14 protein-coding genes are annotated in these 14,027 nt (G+C 68.1%); 4 read left to right on the top strand and 10 right to left on the bottom strand.

What is annotated here, in order from left to right:
- Positions 1-11: 11 nt before the first annotated feature.
- On the top strand, positions 12-872 hold the full coding sequence (locus HWW87_RS36405) for a PhzF family phenazine biosynthesis protein (RefSeq protein ID WP_175824319.1): 861 nt from the start codon (positions 12-14) through the stop codon (positions 870-872).
- A 27-nt stretch (positions 873-899) separates the two neighbouring features.
- Here HWW87_RS36405 and HWW87_RS36400 read toward each other — a convergent pair whose 3' ends face one another.
- A complete protein-coding gene (locus HWW87_RS36400; protein ID WP_175824318.1) occupies positions 900-2,063 on the bottom strand; it encodes an aldose epimerase family protein in 1,164 nt (387 codons plus the stop codon).
- Between the two features lie 105 nt (positions 2,064-2,168).
- Between HWW87_RS36400 and HWW87_RS36395 the strand changes: the two genes are divergently transcribed.
- Positions 2,169-2,846 carry a hypothetical protein gene (locus HWW87_RS36395; RefSeq protein ID WP_175824317.1) on the top strand — a complete coding sequence of 226 codons (678 nt, stop codon included), beginning with the start codon at positions 2,169-2,171 and terminating at the stop codon, positions 2,844-2,846.
- Positions 2,847-2,898: 52 nt separating this feature from the next.
- Here HWW87_RS36395 and HWW87_RS36390 read toward each other — a convergent pair whose 3' ends face one another.
- Positions 2,899-3,804, bottom strand: a complete 906-nt coding sequence (locus tag HWW87_RS36390) for an AraC family transcriptional regulator (RefSeq protein ID WP_175824316.1) — start codon at positions 3,802-3,804, stop codon at positions 2,899-2,901.
- A gap of 120 nt (positions 3,805-3,924) precedes the next feature.
- Between HWW87_RS36390 and HWW87_RS36385 the strand changes: the two genes are divergently transcribed.
- Entirely contained in the window at positions 3,925-4,833 is a 909-nt protein-coding gene (locus tag HWW87_RS36385; RefSeq protein ID WP_175824315.1) for a LysR family transcriptional regulator, read from the top strand.
- Positions 4,834-5,016: 183 nt separating this feature from the next.
- On the opposite strand, the gene HWW87_RS36380 is transcribed toward HWW87_RS36385, so the two are convergent.
- From HWW87_RS36380 to HWW87_RS37365, 6 genes are all read right to left on the bottom strand, one after another.
- Positions 5,017-6,510: a mechanosensitive ion channel family protein gene (locus tag HWW87_RS36380; protein ID WP_175824314.1), complete on the bottom strand. Its 1,494-nt coding sequence runs from the start codon at positions 6,508-6,510 to the stop codon at positions 5,017-5,019.
- Between the two features lie 111 nt (positions 6,511-6,621).
- Positions 6,622-7,047 carry a DoxX family protein gene (locus tag HWW87_RS36375; protein WP_175824313.1) on the bottom strand — a complete coding sequence of 142 codons (426 nt, stop codon included), beginning with the start codon at positions 7,045-7,047 and terminating at the stop codon, positions 6,622-6,624.
- Between the two features lie 230 nt (positions 7,048-7,277).
- Complete coding sequence (locus tag HWW87_RS36370; RefSeq protein WP_175824312.1) at positions 7,278-9,095, bottom strand: winged helix-turn-helix domain-containing protein; 1,818 nt, start codon at positions 9,093-9,095, stop codon at positions 7,278-7,280.
- A gap of 394 nt (positions 9,096-9,489) precedes the next feature.
- Complete coding sequence (locus HWW87_RS36365) at positions 9,490-10,311, bottom strand: alpha/beta hydrolase (RefSeq protein ID WP_175824311.1); 822 nt, start codon at positions 10,309-10,311, stop codon at positions 9,490-9,492.
- Between the two features lie 76 nt (positions 10,312-10,387).
- Positions 10,388-10,825 (bottom strand): DUF3331 domain-containing protein, encoded by a 438-nt coding sequence (locus tag HWW87_RS36360; RefSeq protein WP_175824310.1) that lies wholly within the window; start codon positions 10,823-10,825, stop codon positions 10,388-10,390.
- A gap of 126 nt (positions 10,826-10,951) precedes the next feature.
- On the bottom strand, positions 10,952-11,380 hold the full coding sequence (locus HWW87_RS37365; RefSeq protein ID WP_244107414.1) for a hypothetical protein: 429 nt from the start codon (positions 11,378-11,380) through the stop codon (positions 10,952-10,954).
- Between HWW87_RS37365 and HWW87_RS36355 the strand changes: the two genes are divergently transcribed.
- Positions 11,352-12,173, top strand: coding sequence for an alpha/beta hydrolase (locus HWW87_RS36355; RefSeq protein ID WP_244107413.1), 822 nt, complete (start codon positions 11,352-11,354; stop codon positions 12,171-12,173). The genes HWW87_RS37365 and HWW87_RS36355 overlap by 29 nt on opposite strands.
- Positions 12,174-12,255: 82 nt before the next feature.
- Here the strand turns inward: HWW87_RS36355 and HWW87_RS36350 are convergent, their stop codons facing one another.
- Both HWW87_RS36350 and HWW87_RS36345 read right to left on the bottom strand, forming a co-directional pair.
- Positions 12,256-13,839 carry an MFS transporter gene (locus tag HWW87_RS36350; RefSeq protein ID WP_175824308.1) on the bottom strand — a complete coding sequence of 528 codons (1,584 nt, stop codon included), beginning with the start codon at positions 13,837-13,839 and terminating at the stop codon, positions 12,256-12,258.
- 84 nt (positions 13,840-13,923) lie between these two features.
- Positions 13,924-14,027 (bottom strand): zinc ribbon domain-containing protein (locus tag HWW87_RS36345; RefSeq protein WP_175824307.1); only part of this gene is annotated, 104 nt, incomplete at its 5' end.

The following is a 14,027-nucleotide window of genomic DNA, read 5'->3' as shown; positions in this document are numbered from 1 at the left end:
ACGAAATGCCCATGACCCCATACACCTTCCGCCTGCTGAACGTCTTCGCCGAATCGACGTTCGGCGGCAACCCGCTTTGCGTGTTCGACGATGCGCGCGGCATGGACGACGCGACCATGCAGGCGCTGGCCGTGCAGTTCAACCTGTCGGAAACGACCTTCGTGCTGCCGTCCGAGCGGGCGCATGCACGCGTGCGCATCTTCACGCCCGGCTACGAGATAGCCTTTGCGGGCCATCCGACGCTCGGCACCGCGCATGTCGTGCGCGACCGGCTGAACGCCGGTGATGCGCTGTCGCTCGAATTCAAGGCCGGCGTCGTCGACGTCACGGCGCGCGACGACGTGTGGACCTTCATCGCGCCGCACGCCGGCATGCCGAACACGGCGCCGTGCGCGTTGTCCGATGCGCAGACCGCGGCCCTGCTCGGGCTCGCGGAGGACGATCTGCTCGCGCCGCCGCTGTGGGTCGACACCGGAGCCGACCAGTTGCTGGTCGCGCTCAAGGACCCGGCCGCCGTGCGGCGCGCGCGGCCCGACAGCGCGCGCGTCGACATCTGGCCGCAAAGCAGCCTCGGCCGCCGGACCGCGTACGTATTCGCGTTCGACGCCGCACGTCCGGGAACGGTGGTGTCCCGCTACTTCTTCGTGAAGCAAGGCGGCGGCGTGTCGGAAGATCCGGGCACCGGATCGGCCTGTGCGAACCTGGGCGGCTGGCTGCTTGCCGCCGGACACGAGCTGCCGGCCGCATTTCGGGTCGAGCAAGGCGAAGCCGTCGGCCGGCCTTGCCGGCTGCGGTTGTCGGTCGATGCAGCGGGCAAAATCGGCGTCGGCGGGCGCGTGATCGAAATCGGGCGCGGCGTGATCAACGTGTGATCGACGCGCGCCCGCCGACGCCGCCGCTCATCGCGCGCCCACCCGCCACACCGTCACTTCGTGCAGCGTCTCGCCCGGCTTGAGCGCCGTCGACGGGAAGGCCGGATGATTCGGCGAATCGGGGAAATGCTCGGCTTCCAGCGCGAACGCATCGGTTTGCCGGTAGGCCGTCCCGCCCTTGCCCGCGACGCTGCCGTTCAACCCGTTGGCCGTATAGAACTGCAGCCCCGGCTGCGTCGTGTACAGCTCGAGGAAACGCCCGGACGCCGGATCGTAAGCGCGCGCGGCAAACGCCGGCGCCGGCTGGCCGCCCTGGTCCAGCACCCAGTTCTGGTCGTAGCCATGCGCGATCGCGAGCTGCGGATACGCATCGCGTAAATGCGCGCCGATCGGCGTCAACTGGCGCAGATCCATCGGCGTGCCCGCGACGCTCGCCAGTTGCCCGGTCGGAATCGACGTGTCGTCGGTCGGCGTGAAACGCGACGCGGCGATCTCGATCAGTTGCCGCTCGACGCTGCCGCCCGCCTGCCCCGCCAGATTGAAGTAGCTGTGGTTGGTCAGGTTGACGACCGTGTCCTGGTCGGTCGTCGCGCGGTAGTCGATGCGGATCTGGTCGTCGCGGGTCAGCGTGTAGGTCACGTCCGTCGTCAACGTGCCGGGGAAGCCGTTCTCGCCGTCGGGGCTCACGTAGCGCAGCGTGACGCTCGAACCGGCCGCGTCGCTGTGCGTGCCGGTGACCTTCCACACCTTCGCGTCGAAACTGTCGGGGCCGCCGTGCAGCGTGTTCGGCCCGTCGTTGACCGGCAGCCTCCACGTCCTGCCGTCGAGCGCGAAACGCCCGCCCGCAATGCGGTTCGCATACCGGCCGATCAGCGCGCCGAAATGGATGTTGCCGTTGTGCGCTTCGTAGTCGTGCAGCGAATCGAAGCCGAGCACGATGTCGGCCACGTGGCCGGTGCGGTCCGGCACGTCGAGCGCGGTCACGATGCCGCCGTACGTGATGACTTTCAGCGTCACGCCGTGCCGATTCGCGAGCGTGTACTGGCTCACCGCCTGCCCGGTCGCGGTCGTCCCGTAATCGGCGCGGTTGATCGAGACCTCGGGCGCCGCCGATGCGACGGCTGCGTGCAGCCCGAACGTTGCGAACACACCTATCGCGAGCATCGGTTGTCGCGGCCAGCGTCGTTTCATGGAAACCTCCGAAGTGGTGCGGCCCGTGCTCGCGCGCAAGTTGCGCGCCTGCACGTCCCGCGTTTGTTATGCTGCGCGCATCGTCCGCCCGAGCCGATCGCCGCCATGAACGCCGTCACCCCCGATATCGAGCGCACGCTGCGCGCCGCCTGCGACGCCTGCTTCGGCACGGCGGCCGTGTGGCCGCTCGTCGCGCACGCCTATGGCGAGCCGCAGCGCTTCTATCACACGCTCGCGCATCTGGCGGAACTGTTCGCGCACCTCGCGCCGTATCGCGCGCAACCGCTGTGGCCGGCCATCGAGCTTGCGGTATGGGCCCACGATGTCGTCTACGCGACGACGCTGCCGGATTACGCGGACAACGAAGCGCGCAGCGCACGATGGCTCGCGCAGGTTACGAACACGCACTGTACCGCGTCATGGTTGCACGCGCACGCATCGCATGTGTCCGTTGCATCCGAGCTCGTCCTCGCGACGCAGTCGCACCGGCTGCCTGAAACGTTCGCCGCCGATCCGGCATTGCAGCGCGCAGGGCAGCTTTTTCTCGACGCCGATCTCGCGATCCTCGCGGCCGCGCCCGACCGGCTTCGCGAATACGACCGTGCGATCGCGCGCGAATGGGCGCAGGATCCCGATGCGCCGTCGGCAAGCTTCCGCATCGGCCGCAAGCAGGCGCTCGACCATCTGCGCGAGCAGGTTCCACTGTTTCGCTCGGCGGAATTCGCGCCGCTCGAGCCGTGCGCGCAACGCAATCTCGACACGCTGATCGACTTCTACGCGTAGGCGCCGTGCACGTCGCGACGGACCGGCGCGCCCCGCCTCCGCCTCGCGACGATCACGTGTGGTCCGCGCGCCACCGGCGAGGCGTGACACCGGTCAACCGCGTAAACGTTCGCGAGAAATGGCTCTGATCGGCGAAGCCGCATGCCAGGGCGATCATGCTCATCGGCACGTTCGGGTTGCGCATCCATTCCTTCGCGCGCTCGACGCGCTGCACGATGAGCCAGCGATGCGGCGGCAGCCCGGTCGTTCGATGGAACGCCTTGATGAAATGACTGCGAGACAGCCCGCACGCGCTCGCCACGTCGGCCAGCCCGATGTTGCCGTCGAGGTGCTGGAGCAACAGCTCCTTCGCGCGGCGCGCCTGCGACGGCGTGAGCTTGCCGTCCGACCTTTCCCGCCGTTCGCTGATGCCGCCGTAACGGCGAGCGACGTGTGCCTGAAACGCCAGCCCCACGTGATCGATGAAGAGCTGCGACGCTTCGTCCGGCCGGGCCAGCGCGGGCAGCAGCGCGTGTCCGAGCGAGTGGATGATCGAGTCGTGGGTGCTCAGATGCGGCGGCAGATAAAGCTGCGGCCGCTGCCGGCCGCCGAGGTCGTCGACCGTTTCCTCGAGCGTGTGGCGCGGCAGATGGAAATGCAGGCAATCGAACGCACCCTGGAGGTCGGCCACCCAGCGACGGTCGAGATCGTAGATCGACACGGTTCCCGCGCCATACGGGACGAACGGTGCGGGGCGGCCATCGAGCCACAGATCCTGTTCGCCGAACGGACGCAACTGCAATACGATGAGATCCGTATTCTCGAGTTCATAGGGTGCGGTCAGCCCCATGTTCCTGCGCAAGGTCTTGAGTCGGACGATACCGATTTGCCCGTTCGGCAATGCTTGCGTGACGACGGTCTGCCTGACGTCGGCCGGGATGAAATCGGAGGATGCGGTGTCCGGCTGAGAGGTGGCCATGGGGCAACACAGGGAGGCGAATGATGGGTTCTGCCACTCTAGCAAATCGCGGTGACGCGCGCTGCCCGCGCCGTACCGGCACTGGTATGATGCGCCAGCCACCCCCTCCCGGAATTAGCGATGAAGCTGTCATTCGAAGCGCTCGAAGCCCTGGACGCGATCGACCGCACCGGCACCTTTGCCGAAGCAGCGGAACTGCTGCATCGCGTGCCCTCGGCGCTGACCTACCTGGTGCAGAAACTCGAAAGCGATCTCGGCGTGGCGCTGTTCGACCGCAGCGGACGGCGCGCGAAGCTCACGCATGCGGGACGCATCGTCGTCGAGGAAGGCCGGCGCCTGCTGCGCGCGGCCGAACAACTCGAACTGAAGGCGCTGCGTGCGCAACAGGGCTGGGAAACGGAAGTGCGCGTCTGCATCGACGAAATCCTGCCGTTCGACGCGCTGTGGCCGTACGTCCACCGGTTCTACGCACTCGGGATGGACACGCGGCTGCGGCTGTCGACCGAAGTGCTCGGCGGCGCATGGGATGCACTGATTTCGCGTCGGGCCGATCTCGTCGTCGGCGCGGCGGGCGAACCGCCGGAATTGCCGGGCATCATCGCGCGGCCGATCGGCTCGCTCAAGCACGTGTTTGCGGTCGCGCCGTCCCATCCGCTCGCGTCGCTGCCCGAACCGCTGGCGATGGCGTCGGTCGTCCAGTATCGCGGCGCGGTGATCAGCGATACGTCGCGCGAATTGCAGCCGCAGTCGGTCGCGATCGATGCGGGGCAGCCGTACCTTGCGGTACCGACATTGGCAGCAAAACTGGAAGCGCAATGCGAAGGGCTCGCGGTCGGCACCCTGCCGGAATGCATCGCGGCGCGCGCGATCGCCGACGGCAAGCTCGTCGCGCGCCAGGTGACGGGCATGCGCGATACCACGCACTGCTATCTCGCGTGGCGCGGCGACGAAGCGGGCCGCGCGCTGCACTGGTGGGTCGAGCAACTCGACCAGCCCGATCTCGTCGAGCGTTTCACGACGCCGGATTGACGCGCCCGTTCACGGCCCGCCGGCACGCCGGGGCCGCACACGCGGCCGCCCGGCCGCCCGTCGATAACTGACGGCCGGCATCGCGCGCATCATGGATCGCCCCGGCACGGCGCCACGCGCCGTGAAAGAAAGCGCACGCCCATCCCCTCCCCGCCGGCGGCCCCTCGCGATCCGCGTCGTGCGTCAACCGAGCGAATCGTGCAGCCGCTTCATTTCCTTCTCGAGCCACCCGATCAGGCTGAATCCCGCGTGCGCCTTCTCGACCGGCGGAATCATCATCCTTTCCTCGGTCGCGAGATGTTCGATGACCGACTCGCACATCAGCCTGCCGAGCGCCGGCTTCCTGCCGATCAACGCCGACAGATCCTCGCTGCGAAGCTGATGCACGGTCATCGCGGTCACCGCGTGAACGGTCGCGTGAAGCCGCGTGCCGGCGAGCACGACCGACTGCCCGATCGCATCGCCCGGCGCCATCCGCCGGACTTCGACATCGCCGGACGCGCCCGGCACGAACACGGCAGCAATGCCCGATTCGACGATCGTCAGCACGCGCGACTCCGAATTCGACGCATAGATCACGTCGCCCTTGCCGAACGAACGCGATATCAGCGCATCGGCCAGCACGGCCAGATCGTCGTCGTCGACGCGCGCGAACAATTCGACCGCGCGCAACAGCAGCAGCCGACGCGATACCGGATGCCCTTGCGATGTCGATGTCGATGACGATGCGGATGCCGGCGCAGGGCCCACGAGCGGCCGCCAAGCGACGCCCGCCGCGGCCAGATGCCGATGCGCGAGATCGTAGAGCGCGTTGCGCACGGTCGTTTTCTTCTGCAGTGCGTCGACGTAGCAGACGAGCTCGTACTGGATCGCGTTCGCGCGGAACGCCTTCACGACGGCGATCGGCGCGGGGCGCGCGAGCACGTCGAGCGAACTCGCCGCGGCGCGCTCCAGTGCGCCGACGGCGACGGCCGGCCGCACCGCCGGATCGAGCTCGAGCGCGAGCGTGACGCCGTGCAGGCCGGCCGGCTCGCTGAGGTTCACGATGGTGGCCCGCGCCGCCGCGCTGTTCGGCACGACGACCAGGTTGCCGAGGCTGTCGATCAGCTTCGTCGAACGCCAGTTGCTTTCGACGATCCGCCCTTCGAGCTCGCCGATGGAGACCGTATCGTCGAGCTTGAACGGTTGCGTGGTGTTCAGCACGAGCCCCGAGAACACGTCGTTCAGCGTGTTCTGGAGCGCGAGACCGAGGATCACCGCGACGGCGCCGGAGGTCGCGACCAGGCCGCTCAACGGCAGGCCGAGCACGTAGCCCAGCGCGGCCACCGCGGCAGCGCCGAACACGATGCCTTCGGCGATGTCGTGAAAGAGCCGCTGGTTGCGCCACGCACGCGGCAGCAGCAGATGATTGATCAGCAGACTGAACACGATCGCGCACTGGAGCCACCAGGCAATGCAGATGGCCTGGACCACGATCCGGTCAAGCCCGCCGCTCGACGCGGGAACGGCGAGCGGGCTGACGCCGGTCGCGAACAGCACGGCGCTCAGCGCGGCGAACGCCGCACAGCGCCGGATGGCGCGCGCCACGGGGCGATCGCGCCCGAACAGCCGCCACGCGGCGAGATCGGCCAGCATGATCGGCGCGCCGTAGAGCACCGTATCGGAGAAATTCAACATGTCGGATCGCAAGCGCGGCGCGCGAAAGAGTGGGAGCGGCAGCACGTGGGTCGTCGCGGGCACGGAATCATCGGGCACATCGCGTGCTGGCCGCCGTCGTGCCGATTGCGGCTAGCTACGCCGACGCACGACGCCCGGCAACGGTACCGTCAACACATAGCGGCCGGCGCCCGCGATCGCGATCGTGCCGAACAGGATCAGCAGCATCCACGCGAACTGCGCATCGCGCAGCGGCCAGTCCGGGTGGACGAACACCAGCGCGACGAGCGTGACGATCATCACCGGCAGCGCCGCCAGCCTCGGGTACAGGCCGACGATCATGAAGATCGGGCACACGACCTCCGCGAAGATCGCGAACAGGATCGACAGCGTGCGGCCGAGATGGAACGGATCCTCGATGGCCGCGGCTTCGGCCGTGTAATGCACGATCTTCGGCAAGCCGTGCACCACGAGCAGCAGCACGCTGGCGGCGACCCGCAGGAACAGCAGGCCGAGATCGGTCGCGTGACGGGAAAGGTCGGATGGGTCAGGTTTCATGCGGCGGTTTGTCGGTTGAGCGAGATGCACGGCGACGCGCACGCCGGGCGTTTCACCGCGCCGGCGTTCAGTGGGGTCGCGCGATGTCGGCGAGCGCACGGGGTCGGCGCGCACGCGTGCCGACGGGGTACCGGCGCCCTCCGTTCAGGCAATCTACGCGTGCCGCCTGCCGCTGTCCTGTAACCAGGCTGAATCGTTCTGAAACATGACTGACGCGCACGAACCCGGCGTCACGACTCGCGCGACGGCAGCTCGGCCTCGGCCGCATCGAGTCCGAGCGCGTGCACTTCCGACCACGCGTCATGCACGACCTCGGTCGACCCTGCCGTATGCGCGAGCGCAGCCGCATACGCGGCCAGCAATCGCACGCGCGCATCGTCGGACACCGGGGTCGCATCCGCGTCGCGCATCGTATCGAGCGCGACACGCGCCCGCTCGCGACATTCGTCGACGAGCGACAGATCGAACAGGCAAGGCACCGCGACGGCCGCGAGCGCGATGCCGAGCGCCGCGTCGCCATGCGCCGAAAATGCCCAGTCGAGCGCGGCACGCAGATTGCCGAGCTCGCGCCGCACCACATCGAGCCGGGTCGTGCGACCCGCCTCGCCATCCGCCTCGCTGCCTGGTTCGTCGCCGCCGTGGGTCGCGCGCCGGAACAACGCGAGGAAGTAGGTCGCATGCGCGCGCGCGGCAGCCGCCGCCTCGCCGTGACTGTCGAGCTGCTGTTGCGCGTAGGCCCGCGTGGTGGTCAGCAGCCGGTAGCGCGGCGCGCCGTGCGCGGTCTCGAGGATCAGCAGCGACTTCGACACGAGGCCGGCGATCGTATCGAGCAGGTCGGCGCCGGCCGGCCCGTTGGCGCCGACGACCTCGCGCACGGCCTCGATCGAGAAGCCGTCGCGGAACACGCCGAGCCATCGCAGCAGCAGGCGCTCGGCTTCCCCGAGCAACCGGTAGCTCCAGTCGTACATCGCCTGCAGCGTCTGATGGCGCGGCAACGCGGTGCGAAAGCCGCCGGTCAGCAGCCGAAAGTGATCGTCGAGATGAGCGGCCAGCACGTCGATGCCCAGCACGGCGGCACGGGCCGCGGCCAGCTCGATCGCGAGCGGCAGGCCGTCGAGGCGACGGCAGACCGACGCCATCAACGACAGGCTGCGCGCATCGAGCGGAAAACGCGGATCGGCCGCGCGGGCGCGCGCCGCGAACAACTGCACCGCGCTCGCATTCATCGCCTCGTGATCGCCGGCACCTTCGTCGGGTACGTCGAGCGGCGGCACCGGGCACACGCGCTCGCCGTGGATGCGCAGCGCTTCCCGGCTCGTCGCGAGCACGCACAGCCCGTCGTCCGCATCGGTGAGCGCGCTCGCGATCTGCGCGGCGGCGTCGAGCAGATGCTCGCAATTGTCGAGCACGAGCAGCATCCGGCGACGCGCGACGCTGGCGAGCACCGCTTCGAGCGTCAGCGACCCGATCGACTGCGTGATGCCGAACGCGCCGGCGAGCGCGTCCGGCACGAAGCGCGGACACGCGACGGTGGCGAGCGAAACGAATACGGTGCCTTCCGGAAAGCGCGCGTCGGCGCGCGCGGCCGCTTCGACCGCGATGCGCGTCTTGCCGATGCCGCCCGCGCCGACCAGCGTCACGACGCGCGCGCTCTGCAGGGCGGCCAGCACGTCGGCGACCGTCTGTTCGCGGCCGAACAACGCGCTCGGCGCGGCGGCCGGCCGCCACATCGCGGGACGCACGGGCGCGTCGCCGTCGTCCTGCCCGACGACCAGCCGATAGCCGCGACCGGGCACCGTCACGATCAGGTTCCGGTCGCCGGCCAGCGCCTTGCGCAGCGAAGCGATGTGCACCTGCAGGTTGTTTTCCTCGACCACGGTGTGCGGCCATACGCGCTGCATGATGTCGTCTTTCGATACCAGCGCACCGTTCGCCCGAATCAACAGCTCGAGAATTTCGAATGCGCGGCTGCCGATGCGCAGCAGCTGGCCGTTCGAACGAATTTCACGTCTGTCGAGAAAAACGTGAAGTGTGCCAATCCGGATCATGAGAATTTCTTGAGGGTGACATTTAACGGCGCCCCGACTGAAATAGGGTGCCGGTTCGGCATCAATGCTACGGTATTTGCATGGTCGAATGATTCAAATTATCAGAATGAACGGCACGAATTTTTTGAAATGACGAAAAAAACGCCGCCACGAGGCGCCGCGCCGCTTTGCGCGCACGCACCGAAATGCGGCAGGGCCGCGCACGTTTCACGTGCAAATCGTGCATGCGTCCATGAATGCGATTTCGATATATCAGACGAAAGGTTTTTCGATCAGCGCAATGCGGCGCATTTTCGTTTTGATTCGACCGGCCGGTTTATTTTCAGGCCCTTCTATTGGGTCGGTCGAATATTCGTCGGCTTATTTGCGTGCGCCTCCGTCCGGCGTCGCAGGCTCAGGCCTGCGCAAACGCCAGCAACTCGTCGTTCAGCCTGACCGCGTGCGTCAGGTAGAGCGCATGCGGGCCGCCTTCGTAAACGCTCAGCGTCGCATGCGGGATGCGTTTCGCCGTGGCGGCGCCCGTCAGCGCGAGCGGCGCCGTCTGGTCGTCGTCGCCGTGAATCACGCGCGTCGGCACGTCGAATCGTTGCAGGTCGGCGCGGAAATCGGTCTCGGAAAACGCGCGGACGCAATCGAGCGTGCCCTTCAGGCCGCCCTGCAGCGCCATGAACGACGTCCAGTCGAGCGCTGCGCGCGACACCGTCGAGCCGTCGCGGTTCGATCCGGTAAACAGCGGCCAGAAGCCGTCGAAAAATGCCGCGCGATCGGCCACGATGCCGGCGCGAATGCCGTCGAATACCGCGACGTCCACGCCTTCCGGATGATCGTCGCGGCGCGCGACGAGCGGCGTCACCGAACCGATCAGCACCGCCTTCGCGATGCGGTGCGTGCCGTGCCGGCCGATGTAGCGCGCCACCTCGCCGCCGCCCATCGAAAAGCCGACGAGCGTCACGTCATGCAGGTCGAGCGTCTCGAGCAGCGTCGCGAGATCGTCGGCCAGCGTGTCGTAGTCGTATCCGCTCCACGGTTGATCGGACCGCCCGAAGCCGCGCCGGTCGTACGCGATGCAGCGCAGGCCGTGCGACGCGAGATGATGCATCTGCACGTCCCACATGTCGGCATTCAGCGGCCAGCCGTGAATGAACACGACCGGCCGTCCCGTGCCCCAGTCCTTGTAGTGAATCGACACGCCGTCGCGGGTGGTGAACGTGCTCATGAGGGTTCCTTTCGAGTAGGGACGCCGCGTCCGCAGACGCAAACGCAAACGCGCCCGAAGCAGGCGGCGCCGTGCGTCATGCCCGGGACTGCCGGGCGACGAATTGATCGAGCGCCGCCACGAGAATCATTTCGCGGCAGTTCGCGGGGCGTCGCTCGCCGCGCCACTGCGGTTTGTAGATCGCGTCGCCGGCCCGGATCGGCTGCCCGGTGAGCGCACAGCGGCCAAGCCCGCGCCCGCGCGCCTTCGCGCTGATCCAGCGTTGTTCGTCGTAGCGGCAGCGCGTCGGGTCGCTCCACGACACCAGCATCGACGAATCGGTCTGCCGCTCGACGGCGATGATCGCGCAGCGGCGGCGCACGTCACCGCTCGACGGTATCGGCGCGTCGTCCCGATGCGGGCGACGCGAGCCGTCCGCCGTCCGCTCGCGCGGCATCGGCATCATCCGAAGGCTCGCGGCGGGCGACGGCCTGAGCGACGTGATCATGTGCTCCCAACGATTGAAGGCGTCCATGGCGGCATATCCAGGCAGGTGACGGGCGGCGCGGGCCGGTCGGCCTCGTTTGCGTGGCGCGCAACGTGTGCCGGTGACCCGATGCTGACGATAGTCGCCGTTCGCTGAAGAGTCCCGGTCGCGCGCTTAATTTTTCTGTAGCGCGGCAAATCCGCTCGCGGCGCCGCGGCTTTCAAGAAAATTCAGCCGGATTTCAGTACGGCGCGCATCGCGCCGGGATACGCTGCCGACGGCCTTCGTTCGTCCGCGCGCCCCCATCGACGCGCGGCGGCGCATGCCGGACGGCTGCCGGGCGGGATGGCCGCGGCCGGCCGCCACCGATCCACCATCCCGTGCGGCCTCGCCGCCGCATACCTCAGGAGTCCAGATGCATCCCGAACAGACCGATGCCGTTGCGTCGGCCCGCCGCCGCGACATGCTGCTCGCCGGCGCGACGGCCGTCGCGGCAGCCGCGCTGCCCGCGATGGCGGCCGCGGCCGGCACGCCTTCCCGCAGCACTTCTTCAGCCCACCCAGGAGCGCACACGATGAACACGATCACCACCCAGGACGGCACGCAGATCTACTTCAAGGACTGGGGCAGCGGCCGGCCGGTCGTGTTCTCGCACGGCTGGCCGCTGTGCGCGGACGCCTGGGATGCGCAGATGCTGTTCCTCGTGCAGCACGGCTATCGCGTGATCGCGCATGACCGCCGCGGCCACGGCCGTTCGAGCCAGCCGTCGCACGGCAACGACATGAACACGTACGCGGACGATCTCGCCGCGCTGCTCGACGCGCTCGACGTGCGCGACGCAACCCTCGTCGGCCACTCCACCGGCGGCGGCGAAGTCGCGCGCTATATCGGCCGCCACGGCACGAAGCGCGTGTCGAAGGCCGTGCTGATCGGCGCGGTGCCGCCGCAGATGGTGAAGTCGCCGACCAATCCGGGCGGCCTGCCGATGGACGTATTCGACGGCATCCGCAAGAACGTCGCGGAGAACCGTTCGCAGTTCTACAAGGATCTCGCCGTGCCGTTCTTCGGCTTCAACCGCCCGAACGCGAAGGTGTCGCAGGGCACGATCGACGCGTTCTGGTCGCAGGGGATGATGGGCGGCATTCACGGCCAGTACCTGTGCGTGAAGGAGTTCTCCGAAGTCGACTACACCGACGACCTGAAGAAGATCGACGTGCCGACGCTCGTGCTGCACGGCGACGACGATCAGATCGTGCCGATCGACGATTCGGCGCGGCTGTCGTCGAAGATCGTCAAGCACGCGGTGCTGAAGGTGATCGAGGGCGGCGCGCACGGCATGTGCGTCGTGAACGCCGATCGCATCAACGCCGAGTTGCTCGCGTTCCTGCAAGCGTAAGCGCGCCGTCTGCCGCGGCGGCAAGCATGCGGCCGCGGCAGACGGCGTTCAGGATTTTTCAGGAAATTTCAGCCGCGCCGCGCTACGCTTGCGGCGCACGCGCCGGCCGCAGCAGCATCCCGATCAGCGCGCCGGCGAGCGCGCAAGCCATCGCCACGCGGAAGTTGTCGGCCAGCGCGAGCGTGGTCGCCTGCACGCGCACCGCGCGATCGACGAGCGCGTAGGCGGCCTGGTTGCCGGTCGCGAAGGTGGCGCCGTGCGACACGAGCGACGCCGCGCCGACCCGCAGCCGCTCGAGCGTTTCGGGATCCGACAGCGACACATGCAGACCGACGAGATTCGAATGCGTAGCCTCCCTGATCCGCTGAATCACCGCGATCGACGTCGTGCCGAGCTGCCCGCTCAGCAGGCGCGTCGTCTGCACGACTGCGCCGAACGTCAGCGCATGCTCGGCGGTCACGTGCTTGCCGAAGAAGAAGATGACCGACGTGAGCGCCATCGTCTGACCGAGCGCCTGCAGCAACTGCGACGGAATGAAGTCGGGCTCGGCCCAGACCGGCGTGAGCCGCGACCCGAGCGCGAACGCGATCGCCACCATCGCGAAGCCGGCGACGATCAGCCGGCGCGGATCGAAACGCTGCAGCAGCAGCGCGACGCATGGCGCGAACAGCAGCTGCGGCATCGCGATCCAGCGCAGCGTATCGCCGACCTGCAGCGGCCGCAGCCCGTACGTGCTGGCGAGGAACAGCGACGGGATGAAGCTCGTGTTGAGCACAGTGAAGCGCACGAGGCCGACGAGCACGATCAGCAGTGCGATGTTGGGCCGCGCCAGGTAGCCGAGATCGAGCCCTGCGCGCGGCGATGCGAGTTCGTGGATCAGGAACGCGGCCACCATCAGGATGCCGACGGCCAGCAGCGCGACGATCAGCGGCGACTGCAACCAGAACAGCCGTTCGCCCTGGTCGAGCGCGATGCACAGACACGCGAACCCGCCCGCGCCGAGCAGCATCCCGCGCGCATCGATGCCGGACGCGAAGCGCTTGATCGGCTCGTCGGCGAGCGACAGCATCAGGCACGCGATGAACGGCGCGGTCAGCGCCGCGTTCTGCCAGAACAGCCAGCGCCAGCTCAGGTGTTCGCTGTACCAGCCTTCGAGCGTGGCCGACAGGTTCAGCGACATCTCGAGATTCATCGCGTACGCGGCGATGCCGAACGGAATCAGCCGGGGCGGCAGCGTGCGCACGACGAAGCCGACCGTCAGCGGCACGAACACGCCCGACGCGAGCCCCGCGACGGCCTGGAACACGATGAACGCGCCGAATTGCGTGCAGAGCGGCAGCACGCTTTCGGCGCCGAGAAACACGACGGCGCCCGCGACCAGCACGCGGCGCGTGCCGAACATGAAGGCCGCCGCGATCGCGAGCGGCCCGACGAACATCTGCGATGCGGTAAACGCGGTGTTGATCCACGCGCCTTCGTCGAAGCCTACGCCGAGCGCGCCGCGCACGTCGGCGAGCCCGAGCGACGTGATGCGCGACGTCAGCGTCGCGATGATCGCGCCGAGCAGCACGGCCGCGATGGCGGCGATCGACCGAAAGGTCGGGATGTCGGAAGCCGGGCCGGCAACCGGCGCCGCGGCACTACCGGGGGCGAACGTGGTGTTCATCGTCGAGCGGCTCCCGCCTGTCAAGCTGGCGCAAGCATAACGCGATGCGTCGAATCCTGCCCGTACGTTGACGTCCTCTTCCGCCTAAAGGCGGAAGATTCCCACACCTGGCGATGCACGTCCGCATCGGAGAATGTTCAACGCAGCGTTGGTATCTCGATCATGCTCGACACCACAGTCACTGCAGG

This window comes from Burkholderia sp. BCC0419, from assembly GCF_902830285.1.
Taxonomy (GTDB): Bacteria; Pseudomonadota; Gammaproteobacteria; order Burkholderiales; family Burkholderiaceae; genus Burkholderia.
The sequence above is the reverse complement of the archived record's forward strand: the minus strand, read 5'-3'. Positions and strand labels throughout refer to the sequence as shown.